We start from the raw sequence: 20,238 nt of genomic DNA, 5'->3' as shown, positions 1-20,238 counted from the left end.
GGCCCGCGATGCTGCTGGAAGTGCGTGATCTCCATGTCGAGTTCCGCACCAGGGACGGAGTGGCCAGGGCCGTCAACGGTGTCACCTACGCGGTCGACGAGGGCCGGACGCTGGCCGTGCTCGGCGAGTCGGGCTCCGGGAAGTCCGTCACCGCCCAGGCGGTCATGGGCATTCTCGACACACCTCCGGGGCGGATCTCCGGCGGCGAGATTCTCTTCCGGGGCCGGGATCTGCTCAAGCTCAAGGAGAGCGAGCGGCGGCGGATCCGCGGCGCCGAGATGGCGATGATCTTCCAGGACGCCCTCTCCTCCCTCAATCCGGTGCTGAGCGTCGGCGATCAGCTCGGCGAGATGTTCACCGTCCACCGGGGCCTGAACCGGAAGGAGGCCCGGGAGCGCGCCGTCGAGCTGATGGAGCGCGTCGGCATCCCGGGGGCGAGGGAGCGCGTACGGCAGTATCCGCACCAGTTCTCCGGCGGAATGCGCCAGCGCATCATGATCGCCATGGCGCTGGCCCTGGAACCGGCGCTGATCATCGCCGACGAGCCCACCACCGCCCTCGATGTCACCGTCCAGGCGCAGGTGATGGAGCTCCTGGCCAAGCTCCAGTCGGAGCTCAACATGGGCCTGATCCTGATCACCCACGACCTCGGCGTGGTCGCCGATGTCGCCGACCGGATCGCCGTGATGTACGCGGGCCGGATCGTGGAGACCGCCCCGGTCCACGACATCTACCGGGCCCCCGCGCACCCCTACACCCGGGGGCTGCTGGAGTCGATTCCGCGTCTGGACCAGAAGGGCGCGGAGCTCTACGCGATCAAGGGCCTGCCGCCCAATCTGATGCGCATCCCGGCCGGCTGCGCCTTCTATCCGCGCTGCCCGATGGCCCAGGACATCTGCCGGACGGACGAGCCGCCGCTGTACGAGGTGGACCGGGAGCGGAGCAGTGCCTGCCACTTCTGGCGGGAGACGCTGGGGGAGCGGCCGGCCGCCTCCCCGGAGCCCTCGGGCGGTCCGCGGTCCCCCTCCGGCGGACCGGAGCCCTCGCAGGGTCCGCAGCACCCCGGCGGCCCGGGAGCCTCCGGCGGTCCGGCCCCCGTGACGGGCCCGGGGCCCTCCGGCGGCCGGGAGACCCCCGCCGGGCCGGGCGGCCCGGATCTCGCGAAGGCACCGGACACCCCCGTCGCCCCGGAGGAGGAGCGGACCGATGGCTGAGGCGATTCTGGAGGTCCGCGACCTGGCCAAGCACTACCCGCTCACCCGGGGCATCCTCTTCAAGAAGCAGATCGGCGCGGTCCGGGCGGTCGACGGTGTCGATCTCGATCTGCTCACCGGGGAGACCCTCGGCATCGTGGGCGAGTCGGGCTGCGGGAAGTCCACCCTGGCCAAGATGATCGTCCATCTGGAGCGCCCCACGGCCGGTGTGATCCGGTACAAGGGCGAAGACATCACCAAGCTCTCCGGACGAGCCCTCAAGGCGGTCCGCCGGAACATCCAGATGGTCTTTCAGGACCCATACACCTCGCTCAATCCGCGGATGACGGTCGGAGACATCATCGGGGAGCCGTACGAGATCCACCCGGAGGTGGCGCCCAAGGGCGACCGGCGGCGCAGGGTCCAGGATCTGCTCGATGTGGTCGGCCTCAACCCCGAGTACATCAACCGCTATCCGCACCAGTTCAGCGGCGGCCAGCGGCAGCGCATCGGCATCGCGCGGGGACTCGCGCTCCGGCCGGAGATCATCGTCGCCGACGAGCCGGTCTCCGCGCTCGATGTCTCGGTACAGGCCCAGGTCATCAATCTGCTGGCGGGTCTCCAGCGAGAGTTCAGCCTCAGCCTGGTCTTCATCTCGCACGACCTCTCCATCGTGCGGCACATCTCCGACCGGGTCGGTGTGATGTATCTCGGACGGGTGGTGGAGCTCGGCCGGGACGAGGAGATCTACGACCACCCCACCCACCCGTACACCCAGGCGCTGCTGTCCGCCGTCCCCGTACCCGACCCCGAGGCGCGGGAGCACCGCGAACGGATCCTGCTCCAGGGCGATGTGCCCTCACCCGCGAACATCCCCTCCGGCTGCCGCTTCCGCACCCGCTGCTGGAAGGCGCAGGAGCGGTGCGCCCTGGAGGTGCCGCTGCTGGCGGTGCCCGCCGAATTCCGGCTCGGGGAGGGTCTCGCGAAGCACCCATCGGCCTGTCACTTCGCCGAGGAGCGGCAGGTGGTTCCGCCGTCAGGGTGATTTCCGGGCGATGTACGGGTGATGCCGGCCGTCGCGGCCGGCATCACCCGCGCGCTCCTTTTACCTGCGGGCAACGCGCCCGTCGCGGTGCCGATATACGGACGCGCCAGGCTGCGTCCCACGGCCGTGCGGGTGCCGTGGGCCGGCCGGGGATCCGCCATGTGATCCCCGGCCGGCCGCCATGCCCGTGATCCGGCCGCCCGGGTCAGTCCTTGCCGAGCCCCAGCGCCCGCCGCAGGAAGCCCACCTGCAACAGCAGCAGGTTTTCCGCCACCTCCTCCTGTGACGCCATATGCGTCACCCCGGTCAGCGGAAGCACCTCGTGCGCCCGTCCCGCCGCCAGCAGCGCCGAGGAGAGCCGCAGCGTATTCGCCACCACCACATTGTCGTCGGCCAGCCCATGAATGATCATCAGTGGCCGCGCCGGTTCCTCGGCGGCGATCAGCCGGCCATCGGTGACCAGCGAATTCGCCGCGTATACGGCCGGCTGCTCCCGGGGGTCCCCGAGATACCGCTCCGTGTAGTGGGTGTCGTACAGCGCCATGTCGGCCACCGGCGCGCCCGCCACCCCCGCATGGAACACATCCGGCCGCCGCAACACCGCGAGGGCCGCCAGATACCCCCCGTACGACCAGCCCCGGATCCCCACCCGGCCGAGGTCCAGCGGAAAGGATTCGGCCAGCGCATGCAGGGCGTCGATCTGATCGTCCAGCGTCAGCGGGAAGTTGTCCTTGACCGCCTTCTCCCAGGCGGGCGAGCGGCCCGGTGTGCCCCGGCCGTCGGCGACGATCACCGCGAAACCCTGGTCCGCGAACCACTGCGAGGTCAGATGCGGATTGTGCGCCGCCGTCACCCGCTGACCGTGCGGACCCCCGTACGGATCCATCAGCACCGGCAGCGGCCCGTCCGTGTCCCGGTACCCCGAGGGCAGCAGCACCGCCGACGGAATGCGCCGCTCACCCGCCTCGCGGAGCCGCGGGCGCGCGGTCAGCACCGGCCGCTCCGCCCGGCAGGCGACCGACCCGATCCGCTTCCCGTCCCGCAGCACCCAGAACTCCGCGCCGCTCGACTCCAGCCGCGCGGAGACCAGCACCGTCACCGCGCCCGAGCGCACCGCCGTGTGGCTTCCCGGCTCCTCGGAGACGCGCTCCACGCCGGTCGCGCTCACCCGGTGGACATGGATCTCGCCCAGTTCCGGATCGGCCGCCTCCATACCGGCGGAGGCCGAGATCAGGACATCGTCCGCCCCGATGTCCAGCACCGCCCGCACCTGGAGACCGGGCCCGGTGAGTGTCCGGTCGCCGACCTTCAGCACCCGCGGACCGTCCTCGTCCGTGATCCGCACCAGCCGTCCGTCCGGTGTCCAGGCCGGCACCCCGGGGAGCAGTTCGAGCCAGGCCGGATCCTCCTCCACCCGGATGACCCGGGTGGAGCCCGTCTCCCCGTCCACCGCCAGTACGCACTGGGTCCGCTGGTCGCGCGTCTGCACCAGCAGCAGCGGCGCGCCCCCCGCCGACCAGTGCACCCGGGCCAGATACGGATACCGGCCGCGGTCCCAGTCCACCTCCGTGCGGACACCCTCCAGGGTGACCAGAAACAGCCGTACCTCCGCATTGGCCGTGCCCGCCGCCGGATACGCGATCGGCTGCGGCTCCCGCTCCGGGTGCGCCGGGTCGGCGATCCACCACCGGGTGACCGCGCGGTCGTCCACCCGGGCCACCAGCAGCGCGTCCGAATCCGGCGACCACCAGAAACCGTTCGGCCGGGCCATCTCCTCGGCCGCGACGAACTCCGCCATCCCGTAGGTGACCGATTCGTCCTCCGGCTCCGCGAGGGGCCGGTCGCCCTCCCCGGCCGCGCCGGTCACCCGCAGCGAGCCCCGGGACACATAGGCGACCCACCGGCCGTCGGGGGACGGCCGGGGATCGATGACCGGCCCCCGGGCGGGCAGTTCCCGGGTCTCCCCGGTGTCCACACCGGTCGCGAAGAGCCGCCCCGACAGTGCGAAAGCGGCCAGTCCGGCCGCCCGGTCGGTCGCATAGCCGACGATCCCCGCCGACCCCTCGCGGCTGCGCTCGCGCCGGGCCCGCTCCTCGGGCGAGAGTTCCTCCTCCGCCCCGCCGAGCAGTCTCCGGGGGTCGGCGATCAGCCGTTCCCGGTGCTGTTCCCCGGTCAGATCGAGTGTCCAGAGTCCGCCCTGCGGATCAGTGCCGGAGGGCGTCCGGATGAAGATCACCCGGGATCCGTCCGGGGTGACGGTGAAGGAGCGGGGGGCGCCCAGAGTGAAACGCCGGGTCCGGGCATGCTGGCGCGGAAACGAGAGTTGCGTCCTGGAGGTCATACGACCGAACCTTAGGACGTGCCCGCCAAGTCCCGTCCGCCTGGCGTGCGCTGACGCGTGTGCGCCCCCGTGTGCTGCCGTGCACCGATCGATGCGTTCGCACGGATAGTTATGATCCGTAGCGCAAGGTGGGTAGGAACCATCTGTCACACGCAAGCTGCCCGTCCCGACCGAATATGTGTGGAGGTGAACCGCCGTGGCACTCTCCATCTCGGTGGTGCTGCTGCTGGCGATCGTCGTCTTCCTGCTGATCCGGAAGTCCGGACTGAAGGGCGGGCACGCGGTGATCTGTATGTTGCTCGGGTTCTATCTGGCGAGCTCGTCGATCGCCCCGACGATTTCCGACCTGACCTCGAACGTGGCCGGAATGATCGGAGACTTCAAGTTCTGATCACTTCCGGATGACGAGACGGCCGGCGGGCCGGCGGGACCGGCACGGCGCCGGACGTGCCGCGTCACGGCGCACCGGCCGGCGTCGTGACAGCCCCGATGGGCGACGACCCCGGGCCCGGATGATCGTGTGCTTGCCGGTTACTCCCGCCGTGATGCGGGCATGCCTCGTAGGCTGTCCTCATGAAGGATCTTTCCGCCCGTCGTCTGCTCCTGGTGCATGCGCACCCGGACGACGAGTCGATCACCAATGGCGCCACGATGGCGCTGTACGCCGGCGAGGGCGTGCGGGTCACCCTGGTGACCTGCACCCTCGGAGAAGAGGGCGAGGTCATTCCGGCCCATCTCGCCCATCTCACCGCCGACCGCGATGACCGGCTCGGTCCGCACCGGATCGGTGAGCTCACCGAGGCCATGAAGGAGCTCGGCGTCACCGACCACCGCTTCCTCGGCGGTCCCGGGCGCTTCCACGACTCCGGAATGATGGGCGTCGCGCAGAACCACCGCGAGGACGCGTTCTGGCAGACCCCCGTCGATGCCGCCGCCGCGTATCTCGTCGAGATCATCCGCGAGGTCCGCCCGCAGGTGCTGGTGACCTACGACCCCGACGGGGGGTACGGACACCCCGATCACATCCAGGCCCACCGGGTCGCCACGCGCGCCGCCGAGCTCGCCGCCGAGCGGGCCTTCCGCCGGGACCTGGGCGAACCGCACACCATCGCCAAGATCTACTGGACCCGGGTGCCCCGCTCGGCCGCCGAGGAGGGCTTCGCCCGGCTCCGGGCCGAGGCCGGCACCGCCTTCCCCGGAATCGCCGCGCTCGGCGACATCCCCGGTGTGGTGGACGACACGGAGATCACCACCGAGATCGACGGCACCGCGCAGGCCGGCCGCAAGACGGCGGCGATGCGCGCCCATGCCACCCAAATCTCCGTGGCGGGTTCGTACTTCGCCCTCTCCAACCATCTGGGCCAGCCGATCTTCACCACCGAGTACTACCAGCTCGTCCAGGGCACTCCGGGCGCCCCCGCCGGTGAACGCGAGCAGGATCTGTTCGCCGGAATCGCCGGAATCGCCGGAATCGCCGGGGCCCCGGCGGCGGGAGAAGCCGGATGAGCGGCCGGGGCGTCCCCGGTGCCCGGCTCACCGGCCCCGTGAGACCCGGCAGGATCGCCGCTCATCTCGGGCTGGCCGTTCTCGGCGCCGTGGTCGGCACGGCGGGCTCGCTCGTCCAGGACGCCTGGTTCCCGGGCGGGTTGCTGCTGGCGCTGCTCGGATCGGCGGGGCTCTTCCTCGGTTCCTCCCGGGCCACCGGCACCCAGCTCGGTGTGGCCGCCGCCGGGGCCGGCTGGCTGATCGCCATTCTGCTGCTGAGCTCCGGACGGCCGGAGGGCGACGGGCTCTTCTCCGCCGGTGTCGGGCCGCTCGCCTTCATGGTCGGCGGCATGGCCATCGCTGTGATGTGTGCCACCTTGGGGCGGCCCGCGCAACCGGGCGACCGCACCGGCCGACTTGAGGGATGAGAGACGACACGGGACCCCTGACGAGTGACGGGTTCCCCGGGCACCCTAGGGTGGGTCGCCACGCAGAGCGCGCCACCCGAACCGGCCGTCCCCGTACGGTCGGCGGAGTGAGCTTCGCCCAGTCGCGGAATGCGTGTCCGCGGCGGCAAGTATGGTGGTGCGCGCCGCCGAGCCGCCCACAGCAGTAGCCATCCAGTAAGAAACGGGCGGCGAAGCCAACCGGGAGAACCTGCTTTGAGCCGTGAAACTGACAGTTCGTCCTCCGGGCCCCAGGGGCGCGGTGGCGCCGCGTACCCCTCGGGGACGCCGCCGTACGGATCCCGCCAGTACCCGTCACCGCATCCGGCGCAGGACGCTCCCGACGGAGCGGCGGCGGACGGCGAGGGCGGTGCCCGTGCGCCGAAGCCGGACGGATCCGAGCCCAAGACCGAGACGACGCTGACCACGCGTATCCGTATCAACATCCCGGGATCGAGGCCGATCCCGCCGGTGGTCATGCGCAAACCCATGAACGACGTGGACCCGTCGCCGCAGCCGCCGGGCGCGCCCGCCGCCGAGGCGGACGCGGAGCGCACGGCCGCGATGCCGGTGCTGGGCGGCGAGCCGGCCGCCGGTCCGGGCCCGGAACCGGGCACCGCCGCGCAGCCGGGTGAGAAGCCCCCGTCCAGCGACTGGTTCGCCCCCCGCAGGGGCTCCACGAACGGCGCGGGCATCCCCTCCCCGGCGGGCGGTACGCAGGGGGCGGGCATCCCTTCCCCGGGCGACGGGACCGACGGCGCGGGCATCCCCGCCCCCATGGGCGGCGCCGACGGAAGCGGACCGTACGCCGGGACCGCCGGTGCGCCCGGACAGCCGTACTTCTCCGAGACCGACCGGCCGGACGGCCCCGGCGGCCGGCCGCACAGCGCGCTGAGCGATCTGGCGGGGGAGACCGGCCCGCCGGCCCCCGCCGCGCCCAACGGCTACGCGCCGCAGGGCGGGGGCGCCCCCCGGGGCGGCCCGTCCGGGGCCACCTCGGGCCCCGCCACGGGCACCATGCCGGTCCTGCCGCGCCAGGGCGGCGAACGCGGGCCCTCGGCGGCCCCCGCCCCCGCGGGCGGCGGCCAGGGCGCTCCGCAGGGATCCCCGGCCGGCGCCGGTCCCCGTCCCGAGCTGCCCGCGCGGAACGGCTACTCGGGCGGTGTGCCCGGTGGTCTCACCGCCGGACTCGCCGGCCAGGCGGAGGCCCCGGCACCGGCCGCTCCCCGGCGGTTCGACGACACCGCCGTACTGACCCCGCAGCTCTCCGCCGCCGAGCGGGCCGCCGACGGTTCCGGAGGGAACGTCTCCGGTTCCACTCTCACCAGCGGCATCCCGGTGGTTCCGGCCGAGCACCGCCCGGCCTTTCCCTCGCAGGGCGGCCCCGGCGGTCCCGAGACCGCGGCCTTCCCCGCCGGCCCCGCCCACCCCGGCGCGGCGAAAGCGGAACCTGCACCGGCCCCCGCCCCCGCCTCCCGCCCGGCCCCGCCGCCGGCCAGGAAGGGCCGCTCCAAGCTGGTTCTCGCCGGTGTCGCGGTGGTCGTGCTGGGCGGCATCGCCTACGGCGCCGGGCTGCTGCTGAACCACTCCGAGGTCCCCAAGAGCACCATGGTCCTCGGCGTCAACATCGGCGGCGGCACCAAGGAACAGGCCGTCGTCAAGCTGGAGAAGGCGCTCGGCAAGCGGGCCGCCACCCCGCTCCAGCTGACCGTCGGCGGCAAGAAGGAGCAGCTCGCGCCGGACAAGGCCGGGCTGGTGCTCGACAGCCAGGCCACCGTCCGCAAGGCGGCGGGCAGCGACTACAACCCGGTCTCCGTGATCGGCTCCCTCTTCGGCGGCGAGCGGGTCGTGGAGCCGGAGATCCCGGTCGACGAGGAGAAGCTCGGCGTCGCGCTCAAGGATCTCGCGGGACAGTCGGGTTCGGCGGTCGAGGGCACCATCCGCTTCGAGCCCAACAAGGTCATCGCCGTGCCGGGCAAGCCCGGCAAGTCGCTCGATGTCGCCCGTTCCATGATCTCGGTGAAGGACGCCTTCCGCGCCCAGGTCGAGACCGGCCGCCCCAATGTGGTCGAGCTGCCGGTGGCCGCCGTGGAGCCCACGGTGGGACAGGCCGAGATCGACCGGGCGATGAAGGAGTTCGCGGAGCCCGCGATGTCCGGCCTGATCACGATCCAGGCGGGCGGCACGCCGATTCAGTTCGGTCCGGCCAAGTCGCTGCCGAGGATTCTCTCCATGAAGGCGATCAACGGAAAGCTCGTCGAGGTCTACGACAAGAAGGCCATCGAGGAGCTGATCGGCGGCACCTTCACCGGTGTCATGATCACCAAGGGCGACGGCAACAAGCACCAGCTCGGCCCGGACGACATCGCCCAGGCGATGGGCCCCCTGCTGCGCGGCAAGACCCCGCAGGAGCGCACCCTGGTGATGGATCTCGACCCCGGCTGATCCGGCGGCGTCAACACCGCGCGATGCCCGGTCCCCCGTGAGGGTGGACCGGGCATCGCTCGTTCATGCGCCGCACCGCCCGCACCGCCGGGGTCCCGGCGGCGCGGCGTCAGTTCAGCATCGCCCGGGCCGCCCGGGCCCGCCCCCGGAGGGTCTCCGCGGTCGACGGCTCCACCGCCGCCACGATCTCCGCGTACGCCTCCAGATCCCGCGCCCCCCGCAGGAAGTCACCGCGCTGGATCAGCAGTTGCGCCCGCTCGTAGCGGAGCCGCGCCGGGTGGGAGGGCAGCAGCAGGGAGAGCTCGATCGCCCACAGGCCGACCGCCGACTGCTCCCGGCGCGCCGCCGCCCAGGCGCGGATGTTGTTCAGGACGCGCACCACCACATCGACCGGGTCGGCCGGAGTCAGCATCGAGGGATCCAGCGGCGCGCCCGTCGCCCCGCGCACCATCACCTCCGCCTCGCCCCCGGTCAGGACCCGGCCGCCCGCGAACGGATCGGCCAGCACCTGTCCGGCCGGGTCCTCCGGGTCGCCGAAGCCGACCACGAAGTGGCCCGGCAGCGCCACCCCGTACACCGGCGCCCCCGCCCGCCGGGCGACCTCGATCCAGACCACGGAGAGCAGGATCGGCAGACCGCGCCGCCGCCGCAGCACCTCGTGCAGGAGGGAGGACTCCAGCCGCTGATAGTCGGTGGGGGAGCCGTGGAAGCCGTGGCGCTCACCGAGGAGCCCGGCCAGGGCGTTCGCCCAGCCCAGCGGATCCTTCGGGCCGTAGGGCAGTTGCCCGGCGAGCCGGTCCAGTTCGATCTGGTCCGCGTCCACGCCGGCCGAGCCCAGTGAGGGATCCGCCACCGCGCTCATCAGCAGGCAGAGCAGGGAGAGATCCGGCCGCTCCGAGCGGGCCTCCGCGGCGAACCGGCCCCGGTGGTCGTCGGCGTCTTCGTCGGTCAAGGCGTCATCGTCGTGCATCTGCCACTCGTACCCGTCTGTCCGTGCCCCGTACCCTGTCGGCGCCACGCACCCCCGGCCGGCCGCCCCGGCCCGGCTAGGCGGACCGGTAGTGGTGGTAGGCGTGCTGGGTGGCGAAGCCCATACCGGAGTACAGCGCCCGTGCCCCTTCATTGTCCGACTCGACCTGAAGCCAGGCGGCGGAGGCCCCCTCCTCCAGCGCCCTGGCGGCGAGTGCGGCCATCACCGCGGTGCCCAGACCCTGGCGGCGGTGGGCCGGGTCGACCTCCACCGCCATGAATCCGGCCCACCGTCCGTCGATCACACACCGTCCGATCGCGGCGGGCACCTCACCCGCCCCCGGCACCGAGGCGAACCACACGGAGGGGCCGCTGCCCAGCACCTTCAGCACATGCGCCCCGGCCTCGCCGGACCGCTGATAGCGCCGCAGCCACGGTTCGTCGAAGGAACGCGTCAGCCGGACCCGTTCCGCGTCCGCGTCCAGGTCGGCGAGGGGCGCGAGCCCCGCGATCCGCACCTCGGCCGAGACCTCGCGGACCCAGCCGCGCGCCTCCAGCTCCGGGCAGAGGTACTCCTGTGTCCCCTCCGCCCCGGTGGCCACCTGGAGCCTCGGTGTCAGTCCGCGGGCCGCGTACCACTCGACCGCCCGGGCCAGCGCCTCGTCCAGGGGCAGTCCGGGATCGCCCGCGGCGAGCACGGAATTGGCGCGCCGGGTGAATCCGGCGGACGCCCGCAGCTCCCACTCGCCGAGCCGCTCGCTCTCCACCGGCTGCCAGGCGCGCGCGGTCACCCGGGACAGCTCCCTGAAGTCGGTGGCCGGGCCGCGCCGCCGGGCGGGCGCGGCGGGGACGACCTTCCCCGCCACCAGCTCGGACTCGGGAATCCGCACGGTGTCACCCGTACGCCGTGTGATCACCAGCACACCGCCGTCCCACGATATGAGAACGCCCACGGTGTCGCTGAACCGCCCGCCCGCCGCGGCGGGGTCGACGAGGCGTCTGATTGATACCCGTTTGCCCACGTCAGCGGGTGTAATGCGGACTTCGAGCCGTCCACTGCCAGTGAATTCCACTGTTCCGTGAGCCCCTCTTGTTCGGAACGTCCCCAGGAACGGAGATACTAGATGCGGGCATCGACGACGCCGCGCTCCCGCGCAAGCCAGCCCTACCGAGGAGGAACGACAGCGTGACCTACGTCATCGCGCAGCCTTGTGTCGACGTCAAGGACAAGGCATGCATCGAGGAGTGCCCCGTCGACTGCATCTACGAGGGCAGCCGGTCCTTGTACATCCATCCGGACGAATGCGTCGACTGCGGGGCCTGTGAGCCGGTGTGCCCGGTCGAGGCGATCTTCTACGAGGACGACACTCCGGAGGAGTGGAAGGACTACTACAAGGCGAATGTCGAGTTCTTCGATGAGCTCGGTTCGCCCGGTGGCGCCTCCAAGCTCGGCCTGATCGAGCGCGATCACCCCTTCATCGCCTCGCTGCCGCCGCAGGGTTAGGGGCCTTCTTTCGGATCGGGCTGGGCCCCAGCGAGATCCGAGAGAGAGGCCCTGGCAGGCGGGCCCGTGGGCCCTCCGGTCCCGTACGGTCGTCGTCCGTACGGGACCGAGTCATACCCGTAAGTGCAATTCGGTACGAACCGGTAAGGATATTTTCGAACCGGTACGAACTGGTACGAGAAAGAGAAAGCCCTTGTCCGCAGTCTCTTCCCGCCTCCCCGTCTTTCCCTGGGACAGGCTGGTGCCGTACAAGGAGCGGGCCGCGGCGCACTCCGACGGCATCGTGGACCTCTCCGTCGGAACCCCGGTCGATCCGGTCCCCGAGCTCATCCGCACCGCTCTGATCGAGGCCGCGGACTCGCCCGGCTATCCCACCGTGTGGGGGACACCGGCCCTGCGGGGCGCGCTCACCGGCTGGGTGGAGCGGCGGCTCGGCGCGACCGGTGTCACCGACGCGAACGTACTGCCGGTGGTCGGCTCCAAGGAGCTGGTCGCCTGGCTGCCCACCCAGCTCGGCCTCGGCCCCGGCGACCGGGTCGCGTATCCCCGCCTCGCCTACCCGACCTACGAGGTCGGCGCGCGGCTCTGCGGCGCGACCCCGGTCGACTACGACGATCCGGCGGAGCTGGACCCGGCCGGGCTGAAGCTGCTCTGGCTCAACTCGCCGTCCAACCCGACCGGCCGCGTCCTGTCCCAGGACGAACTGACCCGCACCGTCGCCTGGGCGCGCGAGCACGGTGTGCTGCTCTTCAGCGACGAGTGCTATCTGGAGCTGGGCTGGGAGGCCGAACCGGTCTCCGTGCTCCACCCGGACGTCTGCGGCGGTACGTACGAGGGCATCGTCGCCGTCCACTCCCTCTCCAAGCGCTCCAACCTGGCCGGCTACCGCGCCGCCTTCATCGCCGGTGACGAGCGGGTGCTGGCCGAACTGCTGCTCATCCGCAAGCACGGCGGCATGATGACCCCGGCGCCGGTGCAGGCCGCGACGGTCGCCGCGCTGGGCGACGACGCCCATGTGGCGGAGCAGCGGGCGCGGTACGCGGCCCGGCGGGCGGTGCTGCGGGCCGCGCTGGAGGGGCACGGCTTCCGGATCGAGCACAGCGAGGCGAGCCTCTATCTCTGGGCGACGCGCGACGAGCCGTGCTGGGAGACGGTGGCGCACCTGGCGGAGCTGGGCATTCTGGTCGCGCCCGGTGATTTCTACGGACCGGCCGGCGAGCGCTTCGTCCGGGTCGCCTTCACGGCGACCGACGAACGGGTGGCGGCGGCGGTCAAGCGGCTGGGCGGCTGAGCCCGTACGGCCGGCCGAGGACATGCGAAGGGGCTCCGGGAGTGATCTCCCGGAGCCCCTTCGGTGTTCGGCGGTCAGCTGAGCGGGCTGATGGCGAGCGGCAGCTCGCCGGGGGTCACCTCGCCCGCGGTCAGTTCACCGGCGGGCAGGGTCTCGACGGCCTTCCCCGCGGTCTCGCCGACGGTGCCCACCGCGGCTCCGGCGGTCTCACCGGCCACCTGCCGGGCGGCCGGCGCGGCGGCGCGGCCGGCCTCGCCGATGGTCTTGCCCGCGAGACCGGCGGCCTGGCCGCCGGCGGCCTCGACGGTCCCGCCGAGGGCGTCGGCCTCGACGGCGCTCACGCTGCCGACCGGGTTGACCGGTGCGAGGTCCACCGCGCTCGCGGAGCCGGCCGCGCCGACCACGGGGGCTGCTCCCGCCGCGATGAGCAGCGCGGCACGGGCGATCCGACGGGTCAGGGGGAGGGACATGATGCTCCTTGGGGCGAGAGATGCGGAGAGTTTCACTGACGTCCGGTCACGGCCGACAGGGGTCCGGCTTTCCGGAAGGAGCCGGTCCGTGTGATCGGACGCAGTGACAACCGCTCGGGGGGCGGGAGAAGTTGCGGTGCCCCAAGGCAAAGAATGGGCAATGCGTCGCATTATCCTATCCACGCAAAGGCGGGCAAAGCGCCCAATTGGGTGGTGGGTCGCCGAAGCGTCACTTCCCTTGTGGCGCAAGGGATCCGGCGGCCGTCCGGCGGGCCGGCGCGCGGGAGTGCCCGCGGCGGGGGAGCGGAGCGCCGGTTCGCCCCGTACGGGGGAAGGGGCGGATCAGTGTGCGATGCGCAGCTGTACGACCGGAGCGGAGCCCGCGGGGTCGCGCTCGGCGCCGCCGGCCGGCCGGGCGCCGGCGGACTTCCGCCAGCCCTCCCCGGTCCGGTCCGCGCTCCAGATCCGGTCGCCGTACGAGATCTCGTCGATCCGGAGCCCGTCCGCCCGGGCCATCGCCCAGTGCGCCAGCTGCCGGCCGCGCTTCCCGGCCTCGTCCGGGCTCTTGCCGGTCCTCGCCGAGGACACCGGCACGGTGAACTCCCGCGCCGCCGGTGAACCCGCGGCGCCGGCCCGGCCGGGAAGCACCCCCGGCCCGAAGGCGCGCACCAGCTCGGCCCGTACCCGGTCCGGGTTCCCGGGGCCCGCGTTGCCGTCCGGTACGCAGGTCAGGGCGGCACCGGCCCGGCCGGTCAGCGCGGCGGCGAGCAGGGCCGAATTCGTCTCGTGCTTGGCGTACGCCTGCGGGAAACCGCTCCGCTGGACCCGCTGGGCGGCCTCGGTCAGCGGCAGTCGCGAATAGCCGGGGACCTCGGCGAGCCGGTCGTAGAAGATCCCGGCCGAGTAGACGGGGTCGAGGATCTGGGCGGTGGTGCCCCAGCCCTTGGAGGGCCGCTGCTGGAAGAGTCCCAGGGAATCCCGGTCGCCATGGCTGATATTGCGCAGCGAGGACTCCTGGAGCGCGGTCGCCAGCGCGATGGTGACGGCGCGTTCGGGCATTCCGCGGGTGGTGCCCACGGCGGCGATGGTGGCCGCGTTGGCGGCCTGCTCGGTGCTCAGCGCGTAACTCGGCCCGCCCGTGCCCGCGCCGGCCCGGACGACACAGTGCGGGGCGCCGCGGTCGGTGATGTGCTGCACCCCGACATAGCCGGCCAGCGTGAGCAGCACGGCGGCCCCCGTCGCACGACGGAGGGAGCGGCTGCGCCGGGTGGGGGAGGCGTTCTCGGGCACGGCACCACCGTACTGGAGGGTATTCGGCCACTTTCGCCCGGCCGTGTACCGCCGGGGTCCGTACCGGGGCCCAGGACGCCCCGGGGGCCGGAGGGGGCGCCGGGGAGGGTCCGGCGCGGCTCGTCGCGGTCCCGGCGAAAGGCACCCGGAAGGATTCACCGAAGTGCCCGCGGAGCGGCGGGCGGAGTGCGCCGCGCACCGGGGCGCGGGGAGGTTCCGGGAGGGGTTCGCGGAGAGGTTCCGGGAGGGGCTCGGGGAGGGGTTCGCGTACCGGCCCACAGGTCCCGGACCCGCTTCCCGCCGGCCGCGCTAGGGTCGTCGCCATGCCCCACACCGCACTCGATCTCACCCTCGACGGCCCCGGGCTCACCGCGGCCCTGGTCGACATTCCCTCGGTCAGCGGCACGGAGAAGCCCCTCGCGGACGCTGTCGAAACCGCGCTGCGCGCCCTGCCGCACCTCACCGTCGACCGGCTCGGCAACAACATCGTCGCCCGGACCCGGCTCGGCCGGTCCGAGCGGGTCGTCCTCGCCGGGCACATCGACACCGTCCCCATCGCCGGGAACCTGCCCTCCCGGCTGGACGAGAACGGCATCCTGTGGGGCTGCGGCACCAGCGACATGAAGTCGGGCGTCGCGATCCAGCTCCGGATCGCCGCCACCGTCCCCGAGCCCAACCGGGACATCACCTTCATCTTCTACGACAACGAGGAGGTGGCCTCCCACCTCAACGGGCTGGGGAAGGTCGCCGAGGCCCACCCCGAATGGCTCGCGGGCGATTTCGCCGTACTCCTCGAACCCTCCGACGCCGAGGTCGAGGGCGGCTGCCAGGGCACCCTGCGCGTCCATCTCCGCACCGGGGGCGAGCGGGCGCACTCCGCGCGGAGCTGGATGGGGTCGAACGCGATCCACGCCGCCGCGCCCATCCTGGCCAGGCTCGCGGCGTACGAGCCGCGGCGGCCGGTGATCGACGGCCTCGAATACCGCGAGGGCCTCAACGCGGTGCGGATCGAGGGCGGGGTGGCCGGCAATGTCATCCCCGACGCCTGCACGGTCGTCGTCAACTACCGCTACGCGCCGGACCGCGGCGAGGAGGAGGCCGTCGCCCATGTGCGCGAGGTCTTCGCGGGGTGCGGGGTCGCCGAATTCGTGGTCGACGACCACTCGCCCGGCGCGCTGCCCGGACTCTCCCACCCGGCCGCCGAGGCGTTCATGCAGGCCGTCGGGGGGACCGCGCGGCCCAAGTTCGGCTGGACCGATGTGTCCCGCTTCAGCGCCCTCGGGGTGCCCGCGGTCAATTACGGCCCCGCGGACCCGCTCTTCGCCCACAAGCGGGACGAGCATGTGGCCGTGGCGAAGATCACGCACTGTGAGAACCGGCTCAGGGAGTGGCTGACGTCCTGAGTTTCCCCGCTTGTCGCCTCCCCGGACCTACCCTGGCTGCGGCAACGATGTTCGGTGGAGGGAGCAGGTCATGGGCAACCCCGAGGGTTCACGGGCGTTCGAGGAGCGGCGGCAGGGTCCGGTGCTGCGGCGCAGGGAACAGGTGGAGCCCGGCACCACGGACCAGCGGCTGCTCGACACCGAGGGCGACTCCGAGTGGGTGCACACCGACCCCTGGCGGGTCATGCGCATCCAGTCGGAGTTCGTGGAGGGCTTCGGCGCGCTCGCCGAACTCCCGAGCGCCATCAGTGTCTTCGGCTCCGCCCGCACCGCGCCCGGCACCCCGGAGTACGAGGCGGGCATCCGTCTCGGCACGGCGCTGGTCGAGGCCGGCTTCGCGGTGATCACCGGCGGCGGTCCGGGTGCGATGGAGGCGGCCAACCGGGGCGCCCGCGAGGCGAACGGCATCTCGGTGGGACTCGGTATCGAGCTCCCCTTCGAGCAGGGCCTCAATCAGCATGTCGACATCGGGGTGAACTTCCGTTACTTCTTTGTCCGAAAGATGATGTTTGTGAAGTATGCCCAGGGATTTGTGGTGCTGCCCGGCGGCATGGGCACCCTGGACGAGCTCTTCGAGGCGCTGACCCTGGTCCAGACGGGCAAGGTGACGAAGTTCCCCATCGTCCTCTTCGGCACGGAGTACTGGGGCCCGCTGGTCGACTGGCTGCGGAACACGGTCGTCGCGCAGGGCAAGGCGTCGGAGCGGGATCTGCTGCTCTTCCATGTCACGGACGATGTCGACGAGGCGGTCTCCCTGGTCACCAAGGAGACCGGGCACCAGGACTGACGGAGCGCCCGGGTGCGGGGCCTCACCGCACCCGGGGGTCCCCGGCAGGGGATCCGCGCCCGGGCAGGGCTGCCGCCCCGGGCGGCGGGCTCAGGCCAGGCCGCGGCGGGCCACCGCCGGGGCCCGGTGGCCCGCGATCGACGCCACCATGTCCAGCACCTGACGGGTCTCCGCCACCTCGTGCACCCGGTAGACCCGGGCGCCCAGCCAGGCCGACACCGCGGTCGTCGCCAGGGTCCCGATCACCCGTTCCCTCACCGGACGGTCCAGCGTCTCCCCGACGAAATCCTTGTTCGAGAGCGAGACCAGCACCGGCCACCCCGTCTCCGCCAGCTCGCCGAGCCGCCGGGTCGCCTCCAGCGAGTGCCGGGTGTTCTTGCCGAAGTCATGGCCGGGATCGATCATGATCGCGTCCCGCCGCACGCCCAGCTCCACCGCACGCTCGGCCAGGCCCAGCGTCACCCGGAGAATGTCCTCCACCACGTCGTCGTAGGCGATCCGGTGCGGCCGGGTGCGCGGCTCGGCCCCTCCGGCATGGGTGCACACCAGACCGGCTCCGTACCGCGCGGCGACCTCCGCGAGCCGGGGGTCGACCCCGCCCCACGCGTCGTTCAGCAGATCCGCGCCCGCCTCGCAGACCGCCTCTCCCACCTCGTGCCGCCAGGTGTCCACACTGATCACCACATCGGGGAAGCGCTTGCGCACCTCGGCCACGAAACCGACCGTGCGCCGGGCCTCCTCGCCGGCCGTGACCTCCTCCCCCGGACCGGCCTTCACCCCGCCGATGTCGATGATGGCGGCCCCCTCCGACACCGCCTGTTCCACCCGGGCGAGCGCGGGCTCGTCGAGGAAGGTGGCGCCCTGGTCGTAGAACGAGTCGGGCGTACGGTTCACGATCGCCATGATCACCGGCTCGTGCTCCGCGAATTCACGCCGTCCCAGCCGCAGCATCAGCGGTTTTCCTCTTCCAGTCGTCCGGCATCGTCCGGCTGCGACCCTAACTGTCACACCGGCGTGGCACGATCAGCCGGGAAGAGTTTCCGTCCGGGGAGCACCCGGGAGCCGGGAAGAGGGTCGCTCGTGTTCTTGTTCTTGCTGATCGCGATGGTCGTGGTCGTCGGAGCGGTCACGCTCGCCGTGATCGGCGGCGGCGACAGCGGCGCGCTGCCCGAGACCGCGCCCGAGCAGTTGGTCGACCCGCTGCCGATCACCCGTCCCGTCAACCGCGCCGATGTCGAGGAGCTGCGGCTGCCGGTGGCCCTGCGCGGCTACCGGATGGCCGATGTGGACGACGCGCTCGGCCGGCTCGCCGCCGAGCTCGCCGAGCGGGACGAGCGGATCGCCGAGCTGGAATCGGCCCTGGCCGGGGCGCGGACGGAGACGGGGAGCGGAGCCGATCCGTTCACCAAGCACGGTGAGGAGCCGGGGCAGTGACCGACAGCGGCGACAGCGGGGGCGGTGGCGCCGAGGAGGCCGCGGGCGGCACCCTGGCGGGTCCCGACGGCGAACAGCGCTGTCCCTGGGGCCTCTCCACCGAGGATTACGTCGCCTACCACGACGACGAATGGGGCCGCCCGGTCCATGGTGACGACGCGCTCTTCGAGCGGCTCTGTCTGGAGGCGTTCCAGTCCGGTCTCTCCTGGATCACCATCCTCCGCCGCCGCGAGGGCTTCCGCCGGGCCTTCGGCGACTTCCGGATCGCGACGGTCGCCGAGTACACCGACACCGACCGGGACCGGCTGCTGGCGGACGAGGGCATCATCCGCAACCGCGCCAAGATCGACGCGACCCTGGCCAACGCACGGCTGATCGCCGGCTGGCCGGCCGGCGAGCTGGACCGGCTGATCTGGTCGTACGCCCCGGACCCGGCGAAGCGGCCGGTGCCCCGCACCATCGCCGATGTGCCCGCGGTGACCGATGAGTCCACGGTCCTCGCCAAGGAGCTCAAGCGGAAGGGGCTGCGGTTCATCGGTCCCACCACGGCGTATGCGCTGATGCAGGCATGCGGGCTGGTCGACGACCATCTGGAGGGGTGTGTGGCGCGGGGCGCCGGACGCTGAGCGTCCGGGGGTGGCGGGCGCCGGGGGCGGGTTCGGGCGCCCGGCCGGCTCCGTGCCCGGCCCGCCGCGTGCAGCCATCCCGTGCCCCCGTCCGCGTACGCCGGCCGCGTGCCCCCGTCGTGCCGCGCCCGGAGCCGGCCGGGCAGGGGCTCCCTACCGGCCGAGATACCTCGGCTTCTCCTTCGCGACGAAGGCCGCCACCGCGATGGCGTGGTCCTCGGAGGAGCCGGCCCGGGCCTGGAGCTCCTCCTCATTCTCCAGCGTCTCGGCGAGTGAGTGCCCGGCGCCGAAGGCGATCGATTCCTTGATCGCCGCATAGGCCACCGTCGGGCCGTCCGCCAGTGCGCGGGCCACCTCCGCCGCCGTCGCTGCCAGTTCGTCCGCGGGCACCAGCCGGCCGGCGATGCCCCAGTCGTGGGCCTCCCGCGCCGAGAAGGTGCGCGGGAAGAGCAGCAGATCGGCGGCGCGGCCGGGGCCGACCACCCGGGGCAGCGTCCAGGAGACCCCGGAGTCCGCGGTCAGCGCGACACCCGCGAAGGACGTGGTGAACTTGGCGCTGTCGGCGACCACCCGGTAGTCGGCCGCGAGGGCCAGCCCGAGCCCGGCGCCCGCCGCGACGCCGTTGACCCCGGCGACGACCGGCTTCGGCATCTCGGCCAGGGCCCGCACCGTCGGGTTGTAGTGCTCACGCACCGTGCTCATGGTGACACCGGCGCCCGACGCGCGGTCCTCGGCGAGCTGATCCATGTGCTCCTTGAGATCCTGGCCCACACAGAAGGCCCGGCCGGTCGCGGTGAGCAGCACGGCCCGCACGGCGGGGTCCGCCCCGGCCGCCAGTACGGCCTCCCTGAGCGCGACCTTGGCCGCCGTGTTCAGCGCGTTCATGGCCTCGGGACGATTGATGGTGATCGTCGCGAGGCCGTCGCTCACCTCGTACAGCACGGAGTCGGCCATGTCGGTCCCCTTTGCGGCTCGGCGATGGTGTTCCGGGCCAGCATGGCGGAGATCCACGCGAACGGACGTGTGACCTGCGTCAAACCTGAAACCGGCGGCGGTGCCGCCCGGTGGACGCGAAAGGGGCGAAGTATCGCAGGCGGATCGCCGAATTGAGTGGTTTTGCGAGAGCGCGTTGCCTAAGCGATGCCGACCGATGTTGGTCATCGGGTCCCGCCATGCGGGATAATGACCTGGAAGCAATGTGTTCGATGCCGGTGACGCGTGCCTACACCCATGGGCAGACGGCTGACGATGAGCTGGTTTCAGGAAGGGGAACGAGCATGGCGGCCATGAAGCCGCGGACGGGCGACGGCCCGCTCGAGGTGACCAAGGAGGGGCGGGGCATCGTCATGCGCGTTCCGCTCGAAGGCGGCGGTCGGCTTGTCGTCGAGCTGACTCCGGACGAAGCCGACGCACTGGGCGATGCCCTGAAGAAGGTCGTCGGCTGAGCGACAGCGCCCCACAATCCTGACT

At 72.3% G+C, this 20,238-nt stretch carries 19 protein-coding genes and 1 pseudogene; 13 read left to right on the top strand and 7 right to left on the bottom strand.

Annotation, left to right across the window (positions count from 1 at the left end):
• Positions 1–8: 8 nt before the first annotated feature.
• Together AAFN69_RS19065 and AAFN69_RS19060 are read left to right on the top strand one after the other, a co-directional pair.
• Positions 9–974: pseudogene (locus tag AAFN69_RS19065) on the top strand (ABC transporter ATP-binding protein); the annotation flags it as partial.
• 232 nt (positions 975–1,206) lie between these two features.
• On the top strand, positions 1,207–2,238 hold the full coding sequence (locus AAFN69_RS19060) for a dipeptide ABC transporter ATP-binding protein (protein ID WP_347729755.1): 1,032 nt from the start codon (positions 1,207–1,209) through the stop codon (positions 2,236–2,238).
• Between the two features lie 205 nt (positions 2,239–2,443).
• Here AAFN69_RS19060 and AAFN69_RS19055 read toward each other — a convergent pair whose 3' ends face one another.
• A complete protein-coding gene (locus AAFN69_RS19055) occupies positions 2,444–4,579 on the bottom strand; it encodes a prolyl oligopeptidase family serine peptidase (protein ID WP_347729754.1) in 2,136 nt (711 codons plus the stop codon).
• A 196-nt stretch (positions 4,580–4,775) separates the two neighbouring features.
• Between AAFN69_RS19055 and AAFN69_RS19050 the strand changes: the two genes are divergently transcribed.
• From AAFN69_RS19050 to AAFN69_RS19035, 4 genes are all read left to right on the top strand, one after another.
• Positions 4,776–4,970 (top strand): hypothetical protein, encoded by a 195-nt coding sequence (locus tag AAFN69_RS19050; protein WP_347729753.1) that lies wholly within the window; start codon positions 4,776–4,778, stop codon positions 4,968–4,970.
• Between the two features lie 182 nt (positions 4,971–5,152).
• Complete coding sequence (gene mshB, locus AAFN69_RS19045; RefSeq protein WP_347729752.1) at positions 5,153–6,085, top strand: N-acetyl-1-D-myo-inositol-2-amino-2-deoxy-alpha-D-glucopyranoside deacetylase; 933 nt, start codon at positions 5,153–5,155, stop codon at positions 6,083–6,085.
• On the top strand, positions 6,082–6,492 hold the full coding sequence (locus tag AAFN69_RS19040) for a DUF6113 family protein (RefSeq protein ID WP_347729751.1): 411 nt from the start codon (positions 6,082–6,084) through the stop codon (positions 6,490–6,492). Before mshB ends, AAFN69_RS19040 begins: the two co-directional genes overlap by 4 nt.
• Positions 6,493–6,726: 234 nt before the next feature.
• Positions 6,727–8,955: a hypothetical protein gene (locus tag AAFN69_RS19035; protein WP_347729750.1), complete on the top strand. Its 2,229-nt coding sequence runs from the start codon at positions 6,727–6,729 to the stop codon at positions 8,953–8,955.
• Positions 8,956–9,064: 109 nt separating this feature from the next.
• Here AAFN69_RS19035 and AAFN69_RS19030 read toward each other — a convergent pair whose 3' ends face one another.
• Together AAFN69_RS19030 and AAFN69_RS19025 are read right to left on the bottom strand one after the other, a co-directional pair.
• Entirely contained in the window at positions 9,065–9,925 is an 861-nt protein-coding gene (locus tag AAFN69_RS19030) for a transglutaminase-like domain-containing protein (RefSeq protein WP_347729749.1), read from the bottom strand.
• A gap of 76 nt (positions 9,926–10,001) precedes the next feature.
• Positions 10,002–10,997 carry a GNAT family N-acetyltransferase gene (locus AAFN69_RS19025; RefSeq protein WP_347729748.1) on the bottom strand — a complete coding sequence of 332 codons (996 nt, stop codon included), beginning with the start codon at positions 10,995–10,997 and terminating at the stop codon, positions 10,002–10,004.
• A 113-nt stretch (positions 10,998–11,110) separates the two neighbouring features.
• Between AAFN69_RS19025 and fdxA the strand changes: the two genes are divergently transcribed.
• Complete coding sequence (fdxA, locus tag AAFN69_RS19020) at positions 11,111–11,428, top strand: ferredoxin (RefSeq protein WP_347729747.1); 318 nt, start codon at positions 11,111–11,113, stop codon at positions 11,426–11,428.
• Positions 11,429–11,621: 193 nt separating this feature from the next.
• Positions 11,622–12,719: a succinyldiaminopimelate transaminase gene (gene dapC, locus AAFN69_RS19015; protein WP_347729746.1), complete on the top strand. Its 1,098-nt coding sequence runs from the start codon at positions 11,622–11,624 to the stop codon at positions 12,717–12,719.
• 74 nt (positions 12,720–12,793) lie between these two features.
• Here dapC and AAFN69_RS19010 read toward each other — a convergent pair whose 3' ends face one another.
• Both AAFN69_RS19010 and AAFN69_RS19005 read right to left on the bottom strand, forming a co-directional pair.
• A complete protein-coding gene (locus tag AAFN69_RS19010; protein WP_347729745.1) occupies positions 12,794–13,189 on the bottom strand; it encodes an ATP-binding protein in 396 nt (131 codons plus the stop codon).
• Between the two features lie 342 nt (positions 13,190–13,531).
• Positions 13,532–14,479 (bottom strand): hypothetical protein, encoded by a 948-nt coding sequence (locus AAFN69_RS19005; protein WP_347729744.1) that lies wholly within the window; start codon positions 14,477–14,479, stop codon positions 13,532–13,534.
• A 323-nt stretch (positions 14,480–14,802) separates the two neighbouring features.
• Between AAFN69_RS19005 and dapE the strand changes: the two genes are divergently transcribed.
• Entirely contained in the window at positions 14,803–15,882 is a 1,080-nt protein-coding gene (gene dapE, locus AAFN69_RS19000; RefSeq protein ID WP_347729743.1) for a succinyl-diaminopimelate desuccinylase, read from the top strand.
• A gap of 70 nt (positions 15,883–15,952) precedes the next feature.
• Complete coding sequence (locus AAFN69_RS18995) at positions 15,953–16,708, top strand: TIGR00730 family Rossman fold protein (RefSeq protein WP_347729742.1); 756 nt, start codon at positions 15,953–15,955, stop codon at positions 16,706–16,708.
• A 90-nt stretch (positions 16,709–16,798) separates the two neighbouring features.
• Here AAFN69_RS18995 and folP read toward each other — a convergent pair whose 3' ends face one another.
• Positions 16,799–17,659: a dihydropteroate synthase gene (gene folP / locus AAFN69_RS18990; protein WP_347729741.1), complete on the bottom strand. Its 861-nt coding sequence runs from the start codon at positions 17,657–17,659 to the stop codon at positions 16,799–16,801.
• 129 nt (positions 17,660–17,788) lie between these two features.
• Here folP and AAFN69_RS18985 point away from each other — a divergent pair, with 129 nt between their 5' ends.
• Entirely contained in the window at positions 17,789–18,142 is a 354-nt protein-coding gene (locus tag AAFN69_RS18985; RefSeq protein WP_347729740.1) for a DivIVA domain-containing protein, read from the top strand.
• Between the two features lie 53 nt (positions 18,143–18,195).
• Complete coding sequence (locus AAFN69_RS18980; RefSeq protein WP_347729917.1) at positions 18,196–18,768, top strand: DNA-3-methyladenine glycosylase I; 573 nt, start codon at positions 18,196–18,198, stop codon at positions 18,766–18,768.
• Positions 18,769–18,921: 153 nt separating this feature from the next.
• Here the strand turns inward: AAFN69_RS18980 and AAFN69_RS18975 are convergent, their stop codons facing one another.
• Positions 18,922–19,722, bottom strand: a complete 801-nt coding sequence (locus AAFN69_RS18975; protein WP_347729739.1) for an enoyl-CoA hydratase-related protein — start codon at positions 19,720–19,722, stop codon at positions 18,922–18,924.
• Between the two features lie 323 nt (positions 19,723–20,045).
• On the opposite strand from AAFN69_RS18975, the gene AAFN69_RS18970 reads away from it, so the two are divergent.
• On the top strand, positions 20,046–20,213 hold the full coding sequence (locus tag AAFN69_RS18970; RefSeq protein WP_003966491.1) for a DUF3117 domain-containing protein: 168 nt from the start codon (positions 20,046–20,048) through the stop codon (positions 20,211–20,213).
• The last annotated feature ends 25 nt before the right edge of the window (positions 20,214–20,238 follow it).

The organism is Streptomyces sp. CAU 1734, assembly GCF_039888735.1.
In the GTDB taxonomy this organism is placed as follows: domain Bacteria; phylum Actinomycetota; class Actinomycetes; order Streptomycetales; family Streptomycetaceae; genus Streptomyces.
Note: the sequence above shows the minus strand (reverse complement) of the source record. Positions and strands in the feature narration are given on the sequence as shown.

Bases quoted from the DNA above. Each gene is read 5' to 3' on its own strand.
- AAFN69_RS19060 (WP_347729755.1), top strand. From the start codon at position 1,207: ATGGCTGAGGCGATTCTGGAGGTCCGCGACCTGGCCAAGCACTACCCG.
- AAFN69_RS19055 (WP_347729754.1), bottom strand. From the start codon at position 4,579: ATGACCTCCAGGACGCAACTCTCGTTTCCGCGCCAGCATGCCCGGACC.
- mshB (WP_347729752.1), top strand. From the start codon at position 5,153: ATGAAGGATCTTTCCGCCCGTCGTCTGCTCCTGGTGCATGCGCACCCG.
- AAFN69_RS19040 (WP_347729751.1), top strand. From the start codon at position 6,082: ATGAGCGGCCGGGGCGTCCCCGGTGCCCGGCTCACCGGCCCCGTGAGA.
- AAFN69_RS19030 (WP_347729749.1), bottom strand. From the start codon at position 9,925: ATGCACGACGATGACGCCTTGACCGACGAAGACGCCGACGACCACCGG.
- AAFN69_RS19010 (WP_347729745.1), bottom strand. From the start codon at position 13,189: ATGTCCCTCCCCCTGACCCGTCGGATCGCCCGTGCCGCGCTGCTCATC.
- dapE (WP_347729743.1), top strand. From the start codon at position 14,803: ATGCCCCACACCGCACTCGATCTCACCCTCGACGGCCCCGGGCTCACC.
- AAFN69_RS18995 (WP_347729742.1), top strand. From the start codon at position 15,953: ATGGGCAACCCCGAGGGTTCACGGGCGTTCGAGGAGCGGCGGCAGGGT.
- folP (WP_347729741.1), bottom strand. From the start codon at position 17,659: ATGCTGCGGCTGGGACGGCGTGAATTCGCGGAGCACGAGCCGGTGATC.
- AAFN69_RS18975 (WP_347729739.1), bottom strand. From the start codon at position 19,722: ATGGCCGACTCCGTGCTGTACGAGGTGAGCGACGGCCTCGCGACGATC.
- AAFN69_RS18970 (WP_003966491.1), top strand. From the start codon at position 20,046: ATGGCGGCCATGAAGCCGCGGACGGGCGACGGCCCGCTCGAGGTGACC.